Here is a 23,912-nt window from a genome sequence, read left to right as displayed (position 1 = left end):
ATTGGTAAATCTAGTTTGGTAGCAGTTTGGTAGTGTTCGATCGTAGTAAACCCGAATTTGGTTGCTGCTACGAATCGGTATCATTAAGCACATTTTTTTTAAAATATTGTGCAAATTGTCGATCAAAAAACCGTAGTTTATTGTTGTTCCTGGTGATTCTCTTATTTTGAAGCAAGCAGCTTTTCAAGTTCACTAGCGGCTAAACGTGGATCTCGCACCTGACCCAGATGTTCGGTCGGGGCGCGCCTGGTTCTAAGTACAGTTCGGAAACTATCGCCCGCTGGCTGGAAACAGAGGAGGAAGCAGTGCGCGTGCGGATTGCAGAGTTGATGCGCCGCCGATCTAAATGGCCGCCAAGTTTGCCTTAGCTTGCAGCATCGAAGTCGAAAAATTAACACGCTCGATCTAGACCGACTTCGGCGTTTGGCTGCCATCCGAACTGTTGAAGGATGGCAGCGCGAGTCGCTATTGTCGTCCGTGTCGGTTGGGTATCGTCGCTCGTTTTAATGCGCTCGATCGCGATATTCGAGCTCGCTTGCTTTTTCGTGCGCTCGCCTTCATGCACCGTCGCGAACTAACAGCAAGTTCAATATCAAATTAGCGGCAGTGCGATCGCAATATTCGAGCTCGCACCGTTGCAAGACATCAATCGCAAAAAACTGCCGATCGATCCGACACTGCTGCCGAACGTTAAATTAGTGGCGAGTGTTAAAATCAGCAAAAATAGCTTGTTTTTCGACCCGGCAATGCAGTCAAAAAAACTGAAATTTCGATGCCCCAAGTATGAAGCTGCTGAAGCGTTAAAAAACGGTGCAAAGCGGAATAAGTACGGTAGCGCAATATCCGCCTCCATCCCCCCAGCCAGCATTTGCCCGCATCCCGATTTCCGGCAAAGAATGCCGCTTCTTTTCTGCTGTTTCCGAGGCAAAAGCAAAGGCTCCATCCCATGCCCTGTATGCTTTTGAAGCAGCGCAAACCGACTGGAGACGAAAGTTGGACGAAAGTTGGACGAAAGTTGGACGAAAGTTGGACGAAATGGGATAAATGTTGGACGAAAGTTGGACGAAAGTTGGACGAAAGTTGGACGAACAAACTCCGTACAAAATAAAATTGCAGCGCCGCGTTTGGTCAGTGTTTCGTCCAACATTTGCCACGTTTAGACACCGATCGACCCATGCAAAGTCCAACATTTGCCGCGTTGAAATTCGGTATAATCAAGCACTGAACGCTGTCAGTATTGCACTCTCGATCGACCGGCTTTTCGCAGTTTGTTGAAAAGGTTATACGAATATTCGTTCTTGTTTTGTGGAGTTTCCCCGCCGGGTCGATCGAACGCGCGATCGACTTTTTGTTGGTAGGTTCGGGTTGTCCAAGCGAGTGCGGGGGCGCGTTCGACGGGCGAGTAATTTTAGCGCGGGCGATCGGCGGGCGAGTCAAAACCGAAGAATTGTTGGGATGTTTCGGCAGTTATTATCAAGAGGGATCGCGAAGTTTTTATTAGTTCGAGATCCTCGGGTTTCCGCGTCGAGCGACTGCCGCCGGACGGTTTATCCTTTACGCTGCCGGCACTAAATCTGGAGCTATTTCTCCCAAGAAACGCTGGTTAACTATTTCCCGATAAGCCTCTAAATCGGGCTGCCAATTTTCCAAAAGCTTGTACAAGTGTTGCAGCTTTTCGCCTTCTAATTCCCCTACAATCTCGTACTGGAAGCTGCCGGAAAACAATACTGCGGGAGTTGGCTCGGCATCTTGCAGTTGCAACAAAGCTTCGGCAACGCTCAAGTTAAGTTCTCCTTGTTCTAAAGAGTAAACTAAATTAACCGCTGCTTTTACAGGAGCTTTTCCCACATCAGACCAAGTACCGGGAGATAATAAAGTGGAGGTAATGTACTCGCGGGCTGCATTTTCATCTCCCCCTTCAAAGGTGATGAAACTTCTAGGATTGATGCTCAACGTTTGGTAGTCGGTGCGGGGTAGCGCTTCAACGTACTTGCGGATAATGTCGGGGATTTTTACGTCTTCTTGTGACTTTGTACTCAGGGATTCGATGAAGGTGATGGCGTTTGATTGGGCGACGATGTTGATGCCGTTGGTGAAGGCAACTTGAGAGATTTGGGGGCTGAAAACGGGAGGGCGGGCTAGTTCCCAGTCGGGTGGAACGATGCCGCTGTATTTGAGGAAATCAGAGTTGAGGAGGGTTGGGGAATGGTTTTTGGCTGTTAGGGCTAAGGCTAGTTCTTGAATGGTTACTGTAGGTGTCATGGTTGTTTGTAGAGCAGTATTATGTTGTATAATATACTGTGTGGGTGCGTTTTGTACAGGGGAAGTGGAAGTTAGTTTGCGATCGATATTGGGTTTTTCGGAGCGAGAAGAAGATTATCAGCAGTCGCAGGGGAACTTCAGAAAATTCATCTGAAGGTAAAATTTATGCTCATAGCTTGCCAACGGTTTAAATCGGCTGTAGTTGGATGCTGGTAGCGCTTGCTCTAGCGCGAGCGTACCCGAGCTTCCATTTTTATAAACAGATACTCGATCATAAACTTAACTCCATCATTATTAAGTCGGTAAGTTTTTTAATTGAGCAATAACTTGTTCAGCATGATAGCGCTCGACAAAGAAATCTTGTCCGATTCTAACTAAGCTTTTACAAATAGTGGCAGAGTCTTCTGCAAGCCTTCGAGGAATTTTGCGATATGCTAAATCTCCAAAGATGTTAAGAATGACTCCACCTAATTGTTGGTCAGCTTTTTCAACTAATTTTAACAATGTAAATAAAGCATTCGGCTCACTCAATATATATTGAGCAGCTAAAATTGCAGCTTTTGTATCCAGAGAATCCTCTGATTCCAAATACTTTGGGAGTGTGGGAATCATCTCTAGCGTTCCTAATACGCCAATAGAGAAAGCCGCATAAGAGCGAACAGGTTCATAAGAATCTTCTAAAGCTAATTGAAGTGCTTCAAAAATTGTTGCATCCCCTACATCCGCAATATGCGATAGTGCTTCCGCTGCCGATGCCCGAACAATCCAATCTGGATCGTTACAAAGTATAAAACTAATTGCGTCTTTCGCTTTTTTGTAACTCAGCAGAGAAAGTGAATCGACTGCTTCCGCTCTGACTAAATTTTCTGGATCGACCAACATTTTCATGAGTGCTGGTCCAACCGTCTCTATTTCTTGGTCTCCTATCCAGCCTAATACCTCTACTGTTAACTCTTTCACATTATTTTCCGGTGAATGCAGAAGCTCAATTAAAGTTGCACAAGTCTCCTGAATTTCTATATCTTCTAGTTCTAGATCCTTCAGTTCCATAATTGCTGGTATTTGTTTGGAAGGATCATTAGAACAACAATCTTCTAAGAGATTTTTAATAATAGGATCGATCAGGAAATCTACATCCTTAATTTTCTAACTTATTGTAACCTACTTTGGTTTGTCCTTCTTCGGTTTTTTCTGGTTTTTTGTTTGGCGACTCTGCCGGGTCTTTTGTTGTTTCTGCTCTGAATTAAATTACCAACTTTATCGTAATCGTAATCAGCCAGAGTGCGATTTCCATCCTTCACCGTATCCAAACGATTCAGCTTGTCGTAACCGTAAGAAGTCGTTCCCGTGAGTGCATCGGTAACTCGAACTAAATTGCGACGAAACTGTAGCGTAGTCCATCATTTTTATGGTATACTCAGAGCTAAGCACGCATTTGTGCTAGGGTCAACCTTTGATGCACCACTCAATAAATCAATTTTGTGGCTTGTAAAACTTACGGAAAAACAAAAGTTGTCTATTGCCTAAACCGCAAAAAAGCTATGGTGAACATGACAACGGGAATTTGACTCTATTTTCATTCAATAAAGTTCAAAAAACAACAAAAGAAACTCTATGAGAAGTATTTCGAGTTTACCTGAGTCACACTGGCCATTTGTAGACCCCCAAAATGTTGCTGTTCTCACATCAACTGACATCCTTCATGATGATAAACCTATTCTTTTTGTCTCTCATGATGTTGATGATGGAGCATGGCAATTTCACACAGGTAAAGATTTATCAATTGATAAAGCAACTATGGTTGCATTAGCCAGGGTAGTAGCGTTAGATCCATCTGTGAGAGAATTAGCCGATTTACCATTAGGTTGGATCGCAACTCGCCAGACACTGACAACTCCCTGGGTACGTTCGTTTAAGTAAGTCGGCGCTTTAAAATGCAACTATGTAAACGATTGTAAAGTGTCCAAAGGCTCTCTACTGGCTGACTTAAGCCTATTTACATACTGTTACAGTTTCGGTTTAATCCCGCCTACCTACTTACCAAAATCAGTAGTTGAGCTACTTCAGGGAAGCTTGTTTGACTTGGCTCGATTTCTTGCTCTTGATATTAATCTAGCATTTTGGTAACTGTTTGATCCAGGTGTCACACTGGGATCTGCTGGTGTTTTAGGCATTAGATGATCGACCTGAGCTTCATTAGATGGAGGAGTAACTCCGGGCTTATTTTTTTGGGGTGGAACGAGTATTTCTCCTGTTTCGTCATCCCTCAATACACCACCATTTCTTTTTTTATTTTCTTCATAAATTTTTTTCTTTTGAGCAGCAGTGAAGTCTTTACCTGGTGCTACAGTCGGATGATCTGGCAAATGATCGTATGGACCAGGATCACCAGCCACAGTATCTTCCTCATCATCCTCATCTTTATCATCCCCAGACGTACTCATCGCCAGATAAATACCATAGGAAGCCAGAAAAGCAGCCACCGCAATTGATGTTCCCAACTTAACTGTGGGAACACTCCAAGACACCCAAGAAATCGCAGACAGAGCACCGATAGTCGCCATCACCGAGTTAAGTTCGCCCATCGTCGTAGATAACCCACTCGGATCGATGTAACTAACCGGATTAGCATGAGCATACAGATAATCATGCCGCGACATCGGATCGGAGCGACGCCCTTCATAACTATCAACACGAGTAAAACGCCCCACACTTGGATTGTAATACCGCTGCCTCAAATAGTATTGACCTAAGTCTTCATCAAACTGTTCTCCTGCAAACAAGTAATCATTTTCTACATTACCAGCAGATGCAATTAAATTCCCAAACGCATCATAGGTATAAGTATCAGTAACAACACCATTTCCATCAGTCAACCCCCTCGTACTGCCCAAACCATCAACCAAATAATACGAATCATTAACCCCCCTTTCCTGAGAAATCAAATCCAACCCATAAACATAACTAGCAGCAACTACACCATTAACACTCTCCGACAAAACCTGGGCATAATCGCGATTCTTATCAACCAAATAGTCAGTCTCCACCCCATTAACAGTCTTACTAACCCTCACCCCATCAGTATCATAAGCATAACTAACAGACAAATTAGGACCCGTTACCCCAACCAAACGATTCTCCTGATTCCAGTTGTAAGTCACGGTTTCAACAACATTGTCAGCAGCATCCTTCTTAGTCCTTGTCTTCGTATTTCCATTGGCATCGTACCCGTACTCAACGCTACCAAGGGGCACGCCCTGAAGCCTTAATTCCTCCCTCGACAACCTGTCATTATCGTCATAGATATAAGTGGTCGCCCCAGCAACAGAATCAGTCTTGCTCAACCGATTCCCCACCGCATCGTAACTGTAACTAATCGTGCGGTTGCCATTAACCGAATCGGTAATTGTCTCTTGGGTCAGCCGATACAAATCGTCATATTCGTACTCAACCTTCCGCCCGTTTTGTTCGGTAACGACCTTGCGATGACCGACCGGATCTAACGTATAATCGAAGCTTTGAAGCGTTACATTATTCCTTTGATAAGTCAACAACTTCAACCGATTCAACTCATCGTAAGTCCTCACTTCCTCCACACCATTAGGCAATTCTGTTCTCGACAAATTCCCAGCAGCATCGTAGAAATACTTCGTTTCTGCCAAATCCGGGTCGATAACTTTCTCCAAACGATTTTGCTCGTCGTACTCGTACTTAGTCGTGCCAGCAGGAGTCCTGACTTCCGTGCGATTTCCAGGATCGTCGTAATCGTACTCAATCGTTACATTGCTGCCAGCCAAATAAGGACCGTCCGGGTCTTTTCTCGAAACCAACCTGCCGCGTTCGTCGTAAGTAAAAGTAGTCGTACCCCTTGCATCAAAAACTGTCTGAATTTGCCCGCCAGCGGTATAAGTAACAGTCACCGGAGTTTCGCCACTACCGGGTGCAAACTGCTTGGAAGTCAAACGATTTTCAGCATCGTAACCGTAGGTAACAGTATTGCCGTTAAAATCAGTTACAGTCTTGACGTTTCCTACCTCATCGTAAGTAGTAATCGACCTTTGAGTTAGCGGCAACTCAACAGCAACGCGGCGGCCGTTTTTATCGTACTCGAAATCAGTCTGCTGACTTTCGGCATCTTTCTGCCAAATCAACCGCCCCGCTTCATCGTAACCGTACTCAGTTCTCAAATTAATTGGATTAGTTCCCGACTGATTCAAAGTCTGTACAACAGCAGTCAACCTACCCAAAGCATCGTACTCGTACTTGACAGTTTTCCCAGCAGAATCAGTAGTAGAAATGCGCCGTCCCAAACTATCATATTCAGTCTTAGCAGTCGGATTATTTGACAGATTCTCCGGCGTAGAATCGGGATAAATAGTCTTCACCAATCTTCCCAAATCATCATAGTCGTAACGAGTCACCCGTCCTTTAGCATCAATACTCGCAACAGTCCGTCCCGCATCATCGTATTCTGTCTTAGTCCGGGGATTATCCAGATTGCTGGGAGTATCGTCGGGATAAATAACCTCTACCAACCGACCGTTATTATCATACCGATACTCAGTTCGATTTCCCCTCTCATCAATCCGCGCTTTCACATCGCCATTCTTGTAATACTCAGTCTTACTTCTGGGATTATTCGACAAGAAAGCAGGCGCAATATCGGGATAAATTACCTGAGTCCAATCAATTGTAGCAGGAGTTTGACCCGGAGCAACTGCTTGAATCAACTGAGCTAGCGTATCCACTGCATCCGCATAAACAGTCTCAATCAACCGCCCAGCATCATCGTAATTGTAGTGAGTTGCGTGCTTGTCTGGGTCAATCGTTGCCCGCAAACGACCGCCCTTATCATAAATGTTAACCGTTCGAGGATTGTCTGCAGGATTACCGAGAGTATTGTCGGGATAAATTGTCTCAACCGACTGACCTTTGCTATCGTAGCGGTAATCAGTTTGGCGTAACAAAGCATCAATGACAGCAATTTGATTGCCGTTAGCATCGTACCTGTATTCTGTCACCTTGTTCTCAGCATCAGTCACAAACCTGACTTTGCCGTTAGTATCGTAATCAGATTTACTAACTAAAGTTTGCACCCCCGAAGGAGTAGTAACAGTGCGAGTTTCAGTTTTGCGGTTGCCACTGTTATCGTAAGTGAAAGTTGTTGTATTTCTATCAGCATCCTCAACCGAAAGTACATTTCCCGAAGCATCGTAGGTAAACTTAGTGACTTTATTAGCTGCATCGGTAAGAGTAAGGAGATTTCCCCTCATATCGTAACTGAACTTACTAACATTACCCTTTGCATCCTTAGTTGTCAGCAAATTTCCACTAGGAGAATAGGTATAAGTCGCAGTATTCCCCAAAGCATCAGTCTCAGTCAAAACCTGTCCCCGACTGTTATAAGTCCACCGAGAAACATTCCCCAAAGCATCCTTCTCAGTTAACTTATTCCCCTTAGCATCATAAGTCCACTCAGTCTTCGACCTCACCTCAACCAAATTCCCAGCAGCATTTAACTCGCTAGTAATCACAGTCTCAGTCCAAACATTATTGTTGTCATCAAAAGTCCTGTCAATCCGCTTTCCTAGCGGGTCAATCTCAGTCAGAACATTCCCGCGACTGTCATAAACATAAGTAGTCTCCTTCCCAAAAACATCCTTAACCTTCTGAATCGAATTATTCGGATCGTAAATCAACTCCACCGCCGAACCATTCGCATCAACCATCTGTTTCAACCGACCTTTCTCATCATACTCAGTCTTCACCCCACTCCTTCCCAAGGGGTCAATAACCTCAGTTAAAAAGTGCGGCCTGTCTGCATCTTCATACTTAAACTGAGTCCGATTATTCTCCCTATCCTTAACAGCAATCAAATCCCCTTTCGCATCATATTCATACTTAACCTTTTTCCCATCCGGGTCAACAACACCAACAATCCTCCCCTGAACATCCCTCTCAAAAACCACCGACTTACCAGTCGAACTCACAATCCCCGCATCGCTAAAACTCAACTTATTCCCATTACTATCAGTAGCAGTCAGCAAATCCCCAGACTTCGCATCAATCTCGTAAACCAATCCCTCCTGCGTCGTCAGTATATAAACACCACCAAAGGCAGGATTTTCAGGATTGAAGGGCTGTGCGTTCACCCCGTAATACCCGTTCTCATTCCTGACCAAATTCGCATCCTTCACCGTCAAAGTCATCGTCGAACCCTTCTGAGACTCAAACGCAGGTTTGTACATCGCAGCCCCCGGCCCCATCGCCCCCAAATACTGATTCAAATGGTGCGGAGTCGGCTTAAAAGTAAAGGTTTCCCGCTTACCTCCGGGTAACGTAATAAACACCTTAGTCTTACTGTCAAACGGTACGGTATTGATTCCCAACTCCTCATAAGTCGGGTCTGGTTTTAGCGAAGTCTTCAAATCAGTATCCCGGAACTCCATCCGCCAGCCGTAGCCGAAATCATCTGTGGCATTAGCATTCAAAGAATCGTAAGTTCGAGTCACGCTAATCGGAATTCCAGCAACAGGAACAGATAAATCAGTAAAGGATAACCGGAAATTACCCAACTTCAAATCACCCGCAACATTCACGGTTCTTTCAGTAGTAGAACCGTTACCCTTAGCATCGAATGCAGTGAATTTCAGAACGTAAGCGCCGTTAGCTAAAACAGTCGGGTCGAAGGTAGCAACCGTGCCGTTAGTAACATTAGCAGTTCCCCGATAAACTTCCTTAAAATTATTGCTGCCGACGGGAGCCATTTCCAACGTATAGTATTGCAAATTGCTGTCAAAAATTGTGCCGATTATATTGACAAGTGCCGTAATTTCTGTATCAGATTCTAAATTGATCGTGAGAGTTGGAGCATTGACATCAGTGGGGTCAATTGCTGCTACTGTTTGAGTCGCAGTTCCGGCATTTCCAGCCGCATCTAGTGCCGTGGCAATTGCCGTGACAGTTCCTAAATTATTTAACTTGACAGTTGCTTTGCCTTGTGCGTCGATAACAACCGGAGTGCCGTTAATAGTCAGACCTAAAGATTCGACTTTGACGTTATCTACAGCATTGACTGTAAACGTAACGGAATCGCCGATATCTGCCGGATTCTTGCTGGCAATTAAATTGACTTTCGGGGCTATTGTATCGGCAACAACGCTTAAATTGTAGGAAACAGTAACAGTCTTGCCAAACGTATCGGCGATCGCAATTTGTACCGGTTTAACCGTACCGATATCACTTGCAGCAGGCGTCCAACTAACGCGACCGAATTCATCAACAGTCATGCCGGTGGGCGCTTGCACTAAAGTGTAAGCCAGCAAATCCCCTTCCGCATCCCTAGCCTTCAAATCGTAACGGTAAGTAGCGCCCCCAGCAACAGACTGCTGCGCCGGTACGGTAGGAATAACGGGTGCGGAATTAGCCCTGGCAGTCAGGGTAAACCCTTGGGCCGCCCCCAAACCGCCGGCATCAACAGCGCCGACTGCGATTTGATGGTTGCCCGCAGTCGGATTGTCCCAAGTCAGCAATCCAGTAGTTGGGTTTATAGTCACTCCCGCCGGGGCTTGCAGCAACTGATACGTCAAACTGCCACCGTCGGGGTCGGTAGCCCTTACTTGATAGGTATACTGACTCCCCAAAGATGCTGCAAATACCGGAGTCGAAACCACAGCCGGAGGTTGATTGATAGCAGCCGTCCCCACAGACACCGCAAACTTCTGATTCCCTACGCCTCCCTGGGCGTCGGTAGCTAAAACCTCCACTTCATAAGTACCGACAGCATTGGCACCCGGAGTCCATTCAATCGCACCGGTGCGGCCGTCAATCTTCATGCCTTCGGGCTTAGTTCCCAAGCTGTAGCGCAGGGAGTCGTTTTCCGGGTCAGTCGCCAATACCTGATATTTGTAAGTTTGGTTCGTCCCGGCAACCGTCACCGGCATCGAAACAATGGCAGGTGGCGTGTTAATCCCCGTTACTTTCAAGGTGAATTCCTGACCGGTATAGGAACCGAGGGCGTCAGTCGCCCGCACCGCCACGGTGTGTTCCCCGACTTGTCCGGCCACTGGCTGCCAACTGAGGCTGCCAGTTTTCGGGTCGATTACCATACCCTTGGGCGCGCTGTCAAGACTCCAGAATATCGGGTCGCCGTCGGGGTCGTTGGCGGCGGGTTGGTAGCGGTAAACTTTTTCTAAATTAGTGACCGCATCCGGTACCGAAGTAATGGCGGGCGGGCGGTTGGCAGTGGAATTCGACACGCCCACAGTCCAGGATTGAGTGTCGGTGCCGCCTTGTCCGTCGCTAACCGATACCGACACTGCCTGCGGGCCGGTTTGCGCTGCCGTAGGAATCCAAGCGATGGCGCCGGAGTTTGTGAGAGTCATCCCCACGGGGTAAGAAACCAGAGTAAAGCTGGTAGGGTTCCCGTCGGGGTCGGTTGCGGCCAGTTGGTAGAAATAACTGCTGCCGGTACGGGCTGAAGTACGGGGAGTGGAGGTAATGTCGGGCGGGCGGTTGGGAATCGGTTCGATTACCCGCAGTGGCACTTCCAGTTTGACCGGCGAACTCTTGCTGTCGGTGGCCAGTACGGTGAAAGAAGTCGCGCCCAACTGTATTGCTGTTGGCGTCCAAGTTACCAATCCCGTGGCTGGGTCGATTGTTACTCCTGCCGGGGAACCCGCTTGCAGGGAATAAGTAATGCTGTCGCCGTCGGCATCGGCCGCTACCGCCCGATACTCGAACCGCTTACCTGTTTGAGGAAGCAGGTTGGAGGGTGCGGTGGAAGTAAAGACTGGAGGGTTGTTGGGCGGCACCAGTTCCACCTCAACATACTGCAAAGCCTGACCGCCCTTGCCGTCATTCGCCCGCAAAGCGACGTTGAACTTCACAACGGTTGGTGCGGAATCTCCTCTACCGAAAGCAATCAAGCGATCGCGCGTCGCCCGCAGCTCTTTATAATATTCTTCAACCTGGGCTGCCGTCGGAGTCCAAACTACGGTGCCGTTTTTCGGGTCTACGCTCATCCCTGGGGGACTGAGCGCCAAACTATAATTTACCTCGTCAGCATCCGGGTCGGAAGCCAAAGCCCTATAAACTAAGGATTCGCCGGCACTCAGCCTGTAGGGGGGCGCTAGAGTCAGGAAAGTGGGGTCGGAGTTGGGCGGTTCCTCGGCTTTGTGGACGCCGAACAAGCGAGTGAAAGTTTGTCCCGCAGCGGTAACGGTATCCGCAAAATTGGGAGCGGCGGGGGCAGTCTGCGCGTAACCCGAGGGCGGCACGACCCGCACCCTGTAAGTACCGGGCTCCAGGTTGTCGAAGGCAAACTGATAGTTGGTAGCGCCCAAACCTTCAGAATTGTTTTGCGCGGTCAACTGTTTCGGTTCGTTGGGGTCGAGCGTGCCGTTGTTGTTGAGGTCTAGATAAACCGGCACGTTTTCCTTTAACGGCTCCAGAGTGTAGCGGGGGTCAAAACCGCCAAAAACACCGCTTAACTGGTCGATATCGCTCAAAATTACGGCATCTGGATCGATTTTTTTGAGGGTATCCAGAGTCGAATATTGGCCGATACCGAAGGCTGTTAGACCGATGCCCTGGGACTGGAGGTCGGCCCTCACGTTCGCTGCAACAGTGGCATCCAGAGCACCGTAGCCGTCGGACATGAAGATAACATTCTTATCTCCCGGCATCAAAGGAACTAACTGGTCGATCGCTTCTACGGCATGGGTAAAATCGTTATGACCGTTGGGGGTGGTATAAGTGCTACTTGCCAGAATTTCCCGAATGTCGAAGATGCCGTTGTTGTTTTTATCCGCCAGCGGGGTCGTGTAGAACTGAACTCCCGGGGTTGCGGGGTCCATATCTTGAATGAGAGCGCTGTTTTGATGAGGAATCAGCCCGATATTAACTCGATCGCCCAAACCTTGAGCTATGAGGGTATCGATGAGAGTCAGCGTAGCGGCGACTTGAGCTTTGAGGACGTTATCCACGGAGGTCGGGCCGGCAAACGGGGCAGCGGTACTGCCAGAAACGTCGATCGCCACTATAATAGCCGGATTGTTACCCTTAACTAATTTAGAATCTCGGAAACGGTTGCCGTTTAAGTCATCAAATACCGCTCCCTGAATTTTACCCAAGGCACCGTAAGCATCCACGGTAAAAGTTTGCAAGCCTTTACCGCCGCGCGGGTCTGCCACTTCGACGGTAAAGTCAGCCTTGCTCCCAGGCAAAATATTTTCCGGGAACCACAGCAACTCTCCGCTATCGCCATTTATCAATGCCCCCAGCGGGCCGTCAACCAAGCGGTATTTGAGTCGGTCGCCGTCGGGGTCAACCGCCACTAATTGATAGCGGTAAATTTTATCGTCGAGCCCGAAGCGCTGCACCGGTTCGCTGACGATAACCGGGTTGCTGTTAGTCGGGTCCGGCCACACCCGAATGTTGTATTCTTGAATGTCCTTGCCGCCTTGACCGTCTGATGCTTCCAGCTTCACGGGATACAAACCGGTCGAACCGCCCGCGTTGCTGCCCGTTTCTCCCGTCCCCGGAGTCACAATATCCGCTGCCGTTTTCTCGTAGCGCAGGGTCCGGAACTGGTAATTGACCGGAGCGGTGGAAGTCGAGCCCTCTATTAGCAAAGCGTACTCTCCCGTAGCTGGCAGCTCCACTTCCAAATCGTAGCCGAGCCAATTACTGCCGCCAGGAACCACTTTGTTGTCAGGGCCGATTAGTTTCCAGAAATTTGAAAAATTACCGACAAGAGAATCGAAGAACAGGCGATCGCCCTTTGTGCCGGAAAATTTGTAGAATTTGCTTTGCTGTCCGTTTGGCAAAGAATCTGCCACCGGCAAGTTAAAGGGCATGGCAGTAGCAGAGGACAGTTCTAGGAGTTGGAACGAGTAGTTTTGGTTGGTTGGTTGCTGACCTTCGATTGCCAGTTGGTACAAACCATTTTGAGTCAAAGTGACCGGTTCGACATCAGTGTACTGGAAGTTACCCCTAGTAAATACTGCTTTCCCAGTTGGGTCGTATAAAGTTGCAGAGACATTAGTTCCCACCATGCCGTTGAAAGCCACTCGCAGGCCTTCCACGCCTTCAAAAGTGTAAACTTTGGCCTGCGTTCCGTTCGTCATTTCCGATACAACACCGCCAATTTCCAAGTAATTGACGGACGGAGCTCTGAGACTCTTGGGCAACTCGGCGATGCGGAACTGGTAGTTGCCACTGGAAGAGGGATAATAGCCGTATACTTGCACGGTGTATTCCCCTGAAAGCGGGAGCGTCAGAGGCTCCGTATTCAAGCTGGTGTCTTGGTTGTCAAATACTATGGTGCCGTCTTGGGCTATCAACCTTGCCCTGATTTGCCAGTTGTTGGTGGTGGTGCTGTTGTTGATGCTGTCAAAGAAGATTTGAGTGCCAGCATTGGCGGTAAATGTGTGGTTGTTGGTAACGCCAGCCACCAGCGTACCGCTAATTGTAGAATTGAGTCCGCTAGCAACCGTCGAGGCTGGCGTGCTGTCGGCTGCGTTAAAACTGTAGCTGACGGGTGAAGAGCTGTTTCCGGTAACGGCCAAGGCGTACAAACCTGCTGTCGGTAACGCCACCTTAAAATCTGGTGAGTTCCAAGCGGGGGTAGCAATTGCTTTGCTATCAGGTCCGTAAAGCACCCAATTTCCGTTGTTCCACGCAGCAGCATTTAAATCGAAGTTTAATACTTGACCTTGGCGGCCGGTAATTTGATACAAATCAACTTCCCCTGCTTCAGCAGTACCGGTATTGAGTGCAGCCAAGTTTAGAGGAGTTGCTTTAGCTAAATCGCTCAATCTAAAGCTGTAATTTCCCGTGTTATTGTTGCTGCCATCAACTACCAGGCGGTAAGTCCCGCTGGCATTCAAAGTTTGTGACAGCCAGTCACTATTTGTACTGCGGTTAGTTATTGCGTAGCCTGATGGCTCAACAACCACACTGCCAAAAGGATCGTAGAGCTGCGCCGACAAATTGCTGTTCCCAGTTAGACCATCAAAAAACAGCTTTTGTCCGACCTTTCCTTCAAAAGTATAGGTATCTTTTTCACCGGCTTTTCCGATGCTTTGACTGACAGTTTGACCGAGTGTTAAAGGCACTGTTGTTAACTCGGGTCTTACCACTTTAAACTCGTAATTGTTATTAGGTCTGTCCTGACCGGATAAAACTAACGAATATTCGCCAGTAACGGGCAAAGCTCGTTCGTCGTCAGAAGCCAAGCCTTTATAGGTCAGTTGCTTGCCGTAGGGGTCGTAAAGGTAATAGTAATTGTACGGATCTCCGGCAGTCATATCGATGTAGGCATAGCTGCCTGCTGCACCTTGAAACTTGTAGGTTTTAGCTTCGCGCTTGCTAGTACCAAAGTCGCCAGAGATAGGAGAATCTAAAGTCAAAGTTTCGCCAGCAGCCAAATCGAGCAAGCGGAAATTGTAAGTATCCCCCGCTTTGTCGCCGGAGCTATCTACAATCAGTTTGTAATTGCCTTGTTTTTTAAGAACGACAGGTTCTCGATCTGAGTTGGCATATTGGTAGCCGTTATACCAATCGCCAAAAACTGTTGCTCCATCAGGATCTACCAATTTTACTGTGAGATTTGTCGGCGAATTTCCCAAGCTGTCAAACCACAATTTTTGACCGATAGTTCCCGAGAAAACATAGGTATCCTGTTCCCCAGGTTCGCTGACGGTACCGCTAACATTATCGCCCACATTGTAAGGTGTTGTAACGAGATCGGGCGTTACTATTTGCAGGTTGTAGTTGTTATTGGTGGCATTTTTACCAGAAAAAATTAGAGTGTATTGGCCAGAACTCGGCAGCTTTATCGGTTCGGTAACGGGCGAAATTGGTTCGTAGTCAGAAGCTAAGTTCTGAGATAAAAGTAGCGTGCCGTCGGGTTTGTAGACATAGTAGTAGTTGGACGCATCTCCCTGGAGGCGATCGAAATAGAGGGACTGACCTTGAGTGCCGTTAAACCGATAGGCAACGGCTTCCCGCTTGCTCGTGCCGAAGTTCCCCGTAATAGGAATATCTAAAGAAGTAACGGTTGCTGCTGTCGAATCGAGGAAGCGGAAACTGTAAGCGCCCGTATTGTCGTAGGAAGCGTCTAATTTTAAGGTGTAAGTTCCAGCCTCAGTTAAAGTCAGTAACGCTGAGTCATTGCTATCGTCACCGAGATTGTAAGTACCGATTGGATTGGGGCTGGTTGGCGAGTACAAATAAGCGGTAACATTGCCGTTCGGCAACAAGGTATCCAACCACAACTGCTGACCGGGACGGCCTGTAAAAGTGTAGGTATCTTGTTTTCCCGGTTCCGAGATCGTACCTGCTATTGTATCTCCAATTGCGTGAGGAAGGGTGACGAGATCGGGCGTTACCATCCGCAGGGCATAATTGTTATTCAGTTGCTCGGTTCCGTTAAAAACAAGAGTGTACTCGCCAGAACTCGGCAACTTTCTCGGTTCTGCAGTATTGTAAGGTTCGTCATAGATCAAGTTCTGATAGACAAAACGCTGCCCGTCGGGACTGTAGACCGAGTAGTTGGACCAGCCCCCATCAGTGCGATCGAAGTAGACGTATTGACCCTCAGCACCCGTGAATTTATAAACATGAGCTTCGCGCTTGCTCGTACCAAAATTACCGAAAATATTTGTATCTAAAGAGGTGGTTTGTGCGGCAGCCGCTAAATTGAGAATGCGGAAACTGTAGTTGCCGGTAGCGTCACTGGAACCATCTACTACAAAGCGGTAATTACCCGTTTCTTTAAGAGTAGTAAGAGTAGCGGGTTCGAGATCGCTTCCCAAACTTTGACTGCTCCAGATTACAGTATCTGTGGGACTGTATAAAGTACCGTTAATATTGCTCGCAGCAGCAAGGCTGTCGAACCACAAGCGCTGGCCTTCCGAAGCGGGAAAAGTATAAGTATTTTGCTGACCGGCTTTGGTAATTTCCCCATTTACAATATTGCCGAGAGTTAGGGAAGACGTACCGTCTGTAGGAGTGACGATCCGCACGCCGTAATTGTTATTGGGTTGGTTGCCACCGATAAAAGCTAACAGGTATTCGCCAGAACTCGGCAGCTTTCGTTCTTCATCGTAGACCCCGTATTGAGAGAAAACTAGCTGACCGTCTGGCCTGTAGAGCTGGTAGTAATTGTACCAATCCCCATCAGTTCGATCGAAATAGAGGCGCTGTCCTTCCAAACCTTGAAACTTGTACAAGACAGTTTCTCGCTTGCTCGTACCGAAATTGCCGGATACAGTTCTATTATCCAAGCTGGTTAAAGTTGTTGCGCCCGTATTGTTGTCAAGCAGCCGGAAGTTGGCTGAAGTTGGCGATGTATTATTTGATTGCAGCACCAAATAGTATTCGCCATCAGCTTCTAAGGTCTGCAAGGCAATATCGCCTGATAAATCTCCGGTATAAGCAATTTGTAGCCCGTTTGAATTCAATAACTTTGCCGTGACGTTGGTACCGCTAGTATTTAAACCATCCAACCAAACTTTTTGACCCGCTGCCCCCGTGAATTTATATGCTTTAGTTTCCCGAGGATTTAAGGACACATTTATCGGGGTATTCAAGCCGAGCGCTGGCGATGCTTTGAGGTCAACCAGTTGAAAGCTGTAATTGCCCGTGGTAGTGGCAGGAGAACCGTAAACTTGCAGCTTGTAGGGACCTGTTTGCGTTAGTTGATAGGCGCTGTTGCTGTCGTTCTGGCTGTCGATGCCACTAAAGACAAAATCATTAGTGCTGTTTGGTTTTAAAAGGCTGACCCGCTTTGTCGAGTCATTGCTTTGACCGTCAAAATAAATTAGCGTCCCAGCTTTGGCTGTGAAGGAGTATTCATCCACTTCGCCCGGTGCCGACAGCGTACCGCCATACAGCATTCCCAGCCCGCTGTTAGTTGTTGCTGGCGGTAAGGTGCTGTTGACAAGGATGTTGCTGTAGCTAACCGGATTTGCTGAAGTATTTCGCAGCGCTAGGATGTAAGTGCCGTCAGCGGGCAGGGTGGAGGTGAAACCAGTGTTTAGGTTTGCCGAGCCGACTCTGTTGTATTCATAGGGGTAATAGGTGTAGTCAGGGTTCAGCAGGTTTTGAGGGGCGTACAGCACCCACTCAGCACCAGAAATCGCGCTAGAGCCAACGAACGCTAACTGCTGCCCGGCCGTGCCGTTAATCTTGTACAGGACAGTTTCTTTTGCCGCCAGGCTGCCGCTTAGCGAGCTTCCCAACGGCAGGAGCGAAGCGGTGTCCCTGAGAATAAAGCTGTAATCTCCAATAGCATTTGTAGTGCCGTCAACGGTCAGCTTGTAAGTACCCGGTTCGGTGAGGGTGAATGGAGGGGCGTCTAAGCTGGTGTTGCCGTTGTTGAGAAGCACTTTACCGCTGGGGCTCTGAATGTTAACAGCGATATTGCTGTTGCCGGTGCGGGGGTCGAAGTACAGCGTTTGACCGACAGTACCCGTAAAAGTGTAAACATCTTGTTCTCCCAGCTTGCTGATGCTGCTAGTAACAGGGGCATTCAGCGCTAGCGAAGTAGGAGGCGATGTTGTGGTAACTAGCTGAATTTTGTAGCTGACGGGCGTGCTGTTTTCACCCCGCAGCATCAAGTAGTAGGTACCGTCTCCAGGCAAAACTTGTTCAAAGTCGCTAGAAAGAGCTACTTCGGCGAGCTTGTCATTGTTGGAGTTGTAAAGCTGCCAGTTGGTGTTGGGGGAGGTTTCTTGGCTGTCAAAGTAAACGCGATCGCCGAGAGATCCTGTAAATTGATGGAACTGTATCGACCCAGGATTCAGCGTGCCGGATGTGGGACTGGGGGCGTCTTTTTGCAAGACTGGCGCGGCGCTGACATCAAGGAGGCGGAAGCTATAGCTGTCGGTCGATTCTCCCGAGCCGTCTACAGTCAGCGAGTACGTCCCGGATTCCGGCAATATGACGGGATTCCGCCAATAGTAGTCGGCGTACATCGGAGAGCTATTGATGACTTTTGTGCCGCTGGGGCTAACTAAAGTGGCTAGGTTGTTGGGCGTTTCCATTAGCGTATCGAGGAATACCCGCTGTCCTTTAGTACCAGTAAAGGTGTAAACGTCCTGTTCGCCTTTTTCGCTAATAGAACCCGAAACAGCAGTATTAAATGCCAGCGTCCCGGAATTCACGTCGGGAGTGATTACTTTGAACGAGTAGTTAACCGGGTTTGTGCCGTTATAGCCCTCAATTGCCAGCGTGTAAGTGCCTGTATTTAGCAGCACTACTTCCATGTCGGTGTTCTGGGAAGGGTTACCGCCGGGAACCACGTTATTTCCGGAATCGTAGAGAGTCCAGTTTGTATTTGCAGTTCCCCCTGGTGTATCGAAATAAAGGCGTTGGTTTTTAAGACCTGCAAACTTGTATAAATGCGTTTCCTGGCCGGGGGTAAGAGTGTCGCTGACGTTGGTATCTGGGGTAACGGGCGTTGAAGAGCTTAGGTCAAGAATGCTAAAGCTGTAGGTACCGGTGTTTTCTCCGGTCGCGTCAATTTCTATGCGGTAAGTACCGCTCTGTTTTAAAGTAATGGGGTCTGGGTCGTCGCCATACGCGAAATAGCGATTCAGTACCTCAGTACCGCTAGGGCTGATAATTTTGGCGGTGTGCGACCAAGCGTCGGTGGTATTCTGGAACAGCCGATCGAAGTAAATGCGCTGTCCGACTTCTCCGGTAAAGGTGTAGTAATCTGTTTCGCCTTTTTCTTTGAGTTCCCCGTAAATGCTGTTGGGTGAGGCGTTGCTACCGGGGACGATGGGTGCGGTGATGTCGTCGGGCGTGATAATTTCAAACGAGTAATCGACAGTGCTGGTAAAGCTGGAGTTGCCCCGCAACGCGAGTACGTACTCGCCGTCAGCAGGCAAGTACCGTTCCATGTCCGCTCCCGAACCGGGAGACAGGACTGGTTTGTTGTCGGCCGAGTAGAGTACCCAGTCGAAGCCGCCACTGTTGGTTTTGTTGTCGAAGAAGAGCTTTTGACCCTTGGTGCCGGTAAAGCGGAAGAGGTCGTCCTCCGAACCCGGACTCAGAGTGCCTTTGATGGTGGTATCGAAGCGGACGGCAGGTACTAAACTGAGGTCGATAACGCTGAAACCGTAGCTGCCGGTGGCGTCACCGTTTGTTGACGTTATGATGCGGTAATTGCCGGTTTCTGTCAGGTTGAGGATTTTGTTGCTGTCTAAGTTCCCGGTCGATACAGTCTCGCCACTGGGACTGATAATATCGAATTTCCAATTTCCAGCAGCACCGCTGTATTGCAGCGGGTCTATGTAAATCCGCTGTAGAGCCGTGCCGCTGAAGGTGAATTCGTCGGTTTCCCCCGGCAGGCTGATTTTACCCAGTACCGTATCTCCCAGCATGAGAACGGCCGGCGGCGTCCATTCTACCAGTCCCGTATTGGGGTTAACCGTCATGCCCTCCGGCCCGCGAATCAGGCTGTAGCCGACTGGATTGCTGTCGGGGTCGGTGGCTTCCGAGTCGTAGCGGTATGGTTTATCTATCCAAGCATCGACAACTGGTGTCGAGGTAAAAATCGGCGGCCGGTTCGGCGGCTGGGTGACTGCTGACAAAGTGTAAGTCAGTTTAGTAATCCCTCCCTTCCCATCATCTGCCCGCACCGTCACCGCGTGATTGCCAATATCTCCCGCCGCCGTCGGCCAAGTAACAACTCCGGTTTGGCTATCTATCTCCATCCCCTGAGGTTTTTCTAACAGGGAATAGGTAATTGCATCCCCTTCCGGGTCAACTGCCGTTGCTGAATAAACGTAAGCTTTCCCGATTACTACTTCTGTATCTGGAGTTCCCGAAAACTTCGGCGGTTGATTTAATTCGCTCAAAAATACTAAATCGTAACTGAACCGAACTCCATCAGGATTGTGAAATTTTAAAGTGCCCGGCAGCGTCGTTTCTCCCGCTGCTAACAAACCGTCTCCTACCAGCGGGGTAAAATCGTAATAAACAGTTCCATCCGGCGCAATTCCCGCCGCATCCAACAGTTTGACTCTCGGGTCGCTAATGTTAGTTACCCCCACCAACAACCTATCGCGCAGAGGCGAAGAGCCAGTATTTTTTAACGCTAAATCGGCGTGCAGAACTTTGGTTGTAGAGTTGAAAGATGTCTGCCCGTATAGAGTTTCCACGCTGCCGGAAACGTCCTTTATTGCCGCAAAATCGATCGGGCTGCTGTTGGGAAAGATTGCGGAGGGCGTTGTCGGGATTGGTGGCGGTGTCGCACCCGGTTGGACGACAATCGAGGTGATGCCGACTTTGGTTGCTGTATCGCTATCGTTGTTGACCAGCCTCACTTGCAGGGTAGCGGTCGTTCCTGGTGCGATTTGCGACAAATCTATGCTAATTTTGGAACCGTTGAAAGTCACGCCCGGTGCCAGTTGGGCTGACCGACCTTCGGTAATGTTAAATAGAGCGTTTTTGCTAGCAGCAATGGTACCCGTTAGCGACTTGCCCGTCGCCTTGTCCACCAGCGATATTTCCAGGGCGTCGTTAATCGATTTGGGGTCGGTATCCGAAATATCGAAATTGAGGCCGGCAATGCCAATATCGAGAGTTGAAGGAATTGTCGGAATGGGTAAGTCGCGCAAAAAAGTGTTAGCAAATGCCGTTCCTTCCTCCAACCAAATCGTATTTTCATTTGGCTCTGTCGGCGACACCAAACCGTTAGCATATTCGATAATTTGCTGCCCCAGCGGTGTAGTCCGCCATTCCTTATTCGGGTTGATTAATTGGTCTAGGGGCGGTGCGTTCCCCGTCGCTCCGAGTACCGTAAATATAATATCGTTATAGTCGCCGTCCGAGTTGACTGATGAGGTATCTTCGAGGGCGAAGGTGTTCCCAGTTCCGGTTGCATCGGCGATCGGCAGCACGTATGATGTATTGTTGGGATTGGCTCCAGCAACACTGAACAAGGGACGGAGTTCGGGAAATAAATCCCACAACCACGAGAATTGCAGCGATGACTGTACCGTGCCGCTGGGTACGAACATGACAGCAAAGGTATCTCCTGGTGTCATGTTGAAGGTTTTGATGCCCTGATATTCTCCTGCACCAAAATTGCCTTCTCCCGGCATCGCACCGGTGAATTTTGCCCCTTCCGTACTGTCGTGGATGACGATATGTCCTTCGGTGGAATTAGTGAGAACTCTCCTGGCTGCTTCGGCGATGAATTCTGGGCTACCGGGTGTCAGCAATTCCATTCCTGTCAGGCTGAAAATGCCAAGTTCGCCTTCATAGTAGCCACCGTCAAACTGATAGTCAATTTTGACTTGTCCGCTGGCACTTTCTACAACAAAAGTGCCTGGATTAAGCGAGCTGGCTGTTGCTGCAATTGAGAGGTTTGTTGGGACATTAGTATTGTTTTGGAGGTCGCCGATTCGCTGTGTAGCATTAGGTTGATTGTCTGCAATATCTAAAAATCCAGCAGATTTTTCAACGCTATTATCTATTTTTGTTGGTAATTTGTCGGTATTCTTATCGATAAGCAAATCAGTTTTTGCAGGAGATTGCGGCGCGGCGGGTATGGAAATTGCCTGAGTTGATGCGGTTGATGAAGCAGCAGTATCATTGATTGCATCATCTGATGATACGGGTAATTGAGAAATGCCATTAGTTCCGATTGTTTCAGTTTTTATTAATTCAGCAACTGCTGGTTGGCTGACAATAGGTTCTGTTGATGCTGGTGGTTTAATTTCTAAATTAAGTTCATTAACGCTAGCGCTAGGTGTATTTTGGTTGGGGGTTGTTTGTTTTGTTTGTGGTGATTCTTTAGTTGGGGACTGGCCAGTAATCGGCGTTTCTATTGGTAATATTTCTTTGTTATCTGATTTATTAACTGTTGCTGTTTGTGGTGTTTCTTTGTTGTCTGATTTATCAACAGCTAGTTTTTCTGTTGGTAACTGTTCTTTGCTATCTGATTTATCGGCAGCTAGTTTTTCTGTTGGTAACGTTTCTTTGTTATTTGATTTGTCAACAGCTAGTTTTTCTGTTGGTAACGTTTCTTTGTTGTTTGATTTATCAACAGCTAGTTTTTCTGTTGGTAACTGTTCTTTGCTATCTGATTTATCGGCAGCTAGTTTTTCTGTTGGTGACGTTTCTTTGTTATCTAATTTGTCAACAGCTAGTTTTTCTGTTGGTAACGTTTCTTTGTTATCTAATTTATTAACTGTTGCGGTTGTTTGTGATTCTTGATTATCGGATTTACCAACTGCTGATGTTGCGGTTGTTTGTGATTCTTGATTATCGGGTTTACTAACTGCTGCTGTTGCTGACGATTCTTGATTATCGGATTTACTAACTGCTGATGTTGTTTGTGATTCTTGATTATCGGATTTACCAACTGCTGATGTTGCTGTTGTTTGTGATTCTTGATTATCGGATTTACCAACTGCTGATGTTGCGGTTGTTTGTGATTCTTGATTATCGGGTTTACCAACTGCTGATGTTGCTGTTGCTGACGATTCTTGATTATCGGGCTTACTAACTGCTGATGTTGCTGTTACTGACGATTCTTGATTATCGGGCTTACCAACTGCTGATATTGCTGTTGCTGACGATTCTTGATTTGTAGATTTGCTGACAGTTAGTATTTCTGTTGGTGGCAATTCCTTGCTGTCTGAGTTTGAGATTTTTGTTGCTGATGGTTGAAGTGTTTGACTCTCTGAATCGGTAACTGTTGTTGCTGTTGTTGTTGGTAATTCTTTGGAATCTCGGCTAGCAACAGTTTCTGTTTTTGTTTCAGGGTTTTGACTGTCTGAATTGGCAACAGTTTCTGTGTTCGGTTGAAGTTTTTGACTGTCTGAATTGGTAACAGTTTCTGTTTTTATTTCAGGGTTTTGACTGTCTGGGTTAGCGACGGCCTCTGTTTTCGTTTCCTCAAGTTTTTGACTATCTAGATTGCCGATGTTTTCTGTTTTCGTTTCAGGTTTTTGACTGTTTGAATCAGTAATTTTTGTTGTTGCTGTTATTTGAGGTTTTTGTTTGTCAATATCGGCAGTTGTTAATGGTGTTTTTTCCGGTGATTTCTCGCCAGAATTAGTAGCAGTTGATTCTGCTGTAGATTTGGTTGCTGATTTATCCGATTCACCCTTCAATTTCTGAACCAACAAATCGTGAACTGATGCCGATTTGGAGTCAACTAATTGGTTGAGGGGAATGATTTTAGATGTAGCGCCCGTGACTCTAAATGTGATATCATCGTAATCGCGATCGCTTCCTTGAATCAGCCCCATGTCTTCCATGACAAAGAGTTTGCCTTCGCCCGTAATGTCGGCAATTTGACCGATACTGAAGCCGTCGCTGGGATTGTCTGTAGCTATTGAAAATAGAGGTTGTTTGTCGCCACCGATTGCTGGATTGTCGTATACTTGCTGTACTCTTCCGTTGGGTACTAGCATGAAAAAGAATTTGTCCCCAGGCGTCATGGCAAATGTTTTTGTGCCAAGATATTGTCCTGAATTGATGTTTTCTGGGTTGTTAGGAGCGGTGTAATATGCTCCTTCTAAATCGTCAGAAATTGCGATGTAACCTAATGTCGAGTTGCTTAAAGCTCTGCTGGCTGCTTCTTTGATAAATGCTAAGGAACCTGGAACGAATTTCTCCAT

At 47.6% G+C, this 23,912-nt stretch carries 7 protein-coding genes and 1 pseudogene; 3 read left to right on the top strand and 5 right to left on the bottom strand.

All coding sequences use genetic code 11. The annotated features are described in order from the left end of the window. Positions 1 to 227 precede the first annotated feature (227 nt). Positions 228 to 368, top strand: coding sequence for a hypothetical protein (locus JGK22_RS23820; protein ID WP_293187125.1), 141 nt, complete (start codon positions 228 to 230; stop codon positions 366 to 368). Between the two features lie 224 nt (positions 369 to 592). Here the strand turns inward: JGK22_RS23820 and JGK22_RS23815 are convergent, their stop codons facing one another. Beyond that, complete coding sequence (locus tag JGK22_RS23815; protein ID WP_293207641.1) at positions 593 to 1,147, bottom strand: hypothetical protein; 555 nt, start codon at positions 1,145 to 1,147, stop codon at positions 593 to 595. 156 nt (positions 1,148 to 1,303) lie between these two features. Here JGK22_RS23815 and JGK22_RS23810 point away from each other — a divergent pair, with 156 nt between their 5' ends. After that, a complete protein-coding gene (locus JGK22_RS23810; protein WP_293207643.1) occupies positions 1,304 to 1,501 on the top strand; it encodes a hypothetical protein in 198 nt (65 codons plus the stop codon). Between the two features lie 53 nt (positions 1,502 to 1,554). Here the strand turns inward: JGK22_RS23810 and JGK22_RS23805 are convergent, their stop codons facing one another. The 3 genes and pseudogenes from JGK22_RS23805 to JGK22_RS33330 form a co-directional block, all read right to left on the bottom strand. Continuing rightward, positions 1,555 to 2,262 carry a hypothetical protein gene (locus JGK22_RS23805; protein ID WP_293207645.1) on the bottom strand — a complete coding sequence of 236 codons (708 nt, stop codon included), beginning with the start codon at positions 2,260 to 2,262 and terminating at the stop codon, positions 1,555 to 1,557. 294 nt (positions 2,263 to 2,556) lie between these two features. Beyond that, on the bottom strand, positions 2,557 to 3,372 hold the full coding sequence (locus JGK22_RS23800; RefSeq protein WP_293220814.1) for a HEAT repeat domain-containing protein: 816 nt from the start codon (positions 3,370 to 3,372) through the stop codon (positions 2,557 to 2,559). Between the two features lie 41 nt (positions 3,373 to 3,413). Then, a pseudogene (locus tag JGK22_RS33330) lies at positions 3,414 to 3,626 on the bottom strand (hypothetical protein); the annotation flags it as partial. 250 nt (positions 3,627 to 3,876) lie between these two features. Between JGK22_RS33330 and JGK22_RS23795 the strand changes: the two are divergent. After that, positions 3,877 to 4,182: a hypothetical protein gene (locus tag JGK22_RS23795; protein ID WP_293207647.1), complete on the top strand. Its 306-nt coding sequence runs from the start codon at positions 3,877 to 3,879 to the stop codon at positions 4,180 to 4,182. 143 nt (positions 4,183 to 4,325) lie between these two features. Here JGK22_RS23795 and JGK22_RS23790 read toward each other — a convergent pair whose 3' ends face one another. After that, positions 4,326 to 23,912, bottom strand: coding sequence for a putative Ig domain-containing protein (locus tag JGK22_RS23790; RefSeq protein ID WP_293313893.1), 19,587 nt, complete (start codon positions 23,910 to 23,912; stop codon positions 4,326 to 4,328).

The sequence above is a fragment of the Microcoleus sp. PH2017_08_TRC_O_A genome (assembly GCF_020738665.1).
Taxonomy (GTDB): Bacteria; Cyanobacteriota; Cyanobacteriia; order Cyanobacteriales; family Microcoleaceae; genus Microcoleus.
The sequence above is the reverse complement of the archived record's forward strand: the minus strand, read 5'-3'. Positions and strand labels throughout refer to the sequence as shown.

What these genes read in the sequence shown, in the direction of transcription:
- JGK22_RS23820 (WP_293187125.1), top strand. Translation starts at nt 228, where the DNA reads ATGTTCGGTCGGGGCGCGCCTGGTTCTAAGTACAGTTCGGAAACTATC.
- JGK22_RS23815 (WP_293207641.1), bottom strand. Translation starts at nt 1,147, where the DNA reads ATGTTGGACGAAACACTGACCAAACGCGGCGCTGCAATTTTATTTTGT.
- JGK22_RS23805 (WP_293207645.1), bottom strand. Translation starts at nt 2,262, where the DNA reads ATGACACCTACAGTAACCATTCAAGAACTAGCCTTAGCCCTAACAGCC.
- JGK22_RS23795 (WP_293207647.1), top strand. Translation starts at nt 3,877, where the DNA reads ATGAGAAGTATTTCGAGTTTACCTGAGTCACACTGGCCATTTGTAGAC.
- JGK22_RS23790 (WP_293313893.1), bottom strand. Translation starts at nt 23,912, where the DNA reads ATGGAGAAATTCGTTCCAGGTTCCTTAGCATTTATCAAAGAAGCAGCC.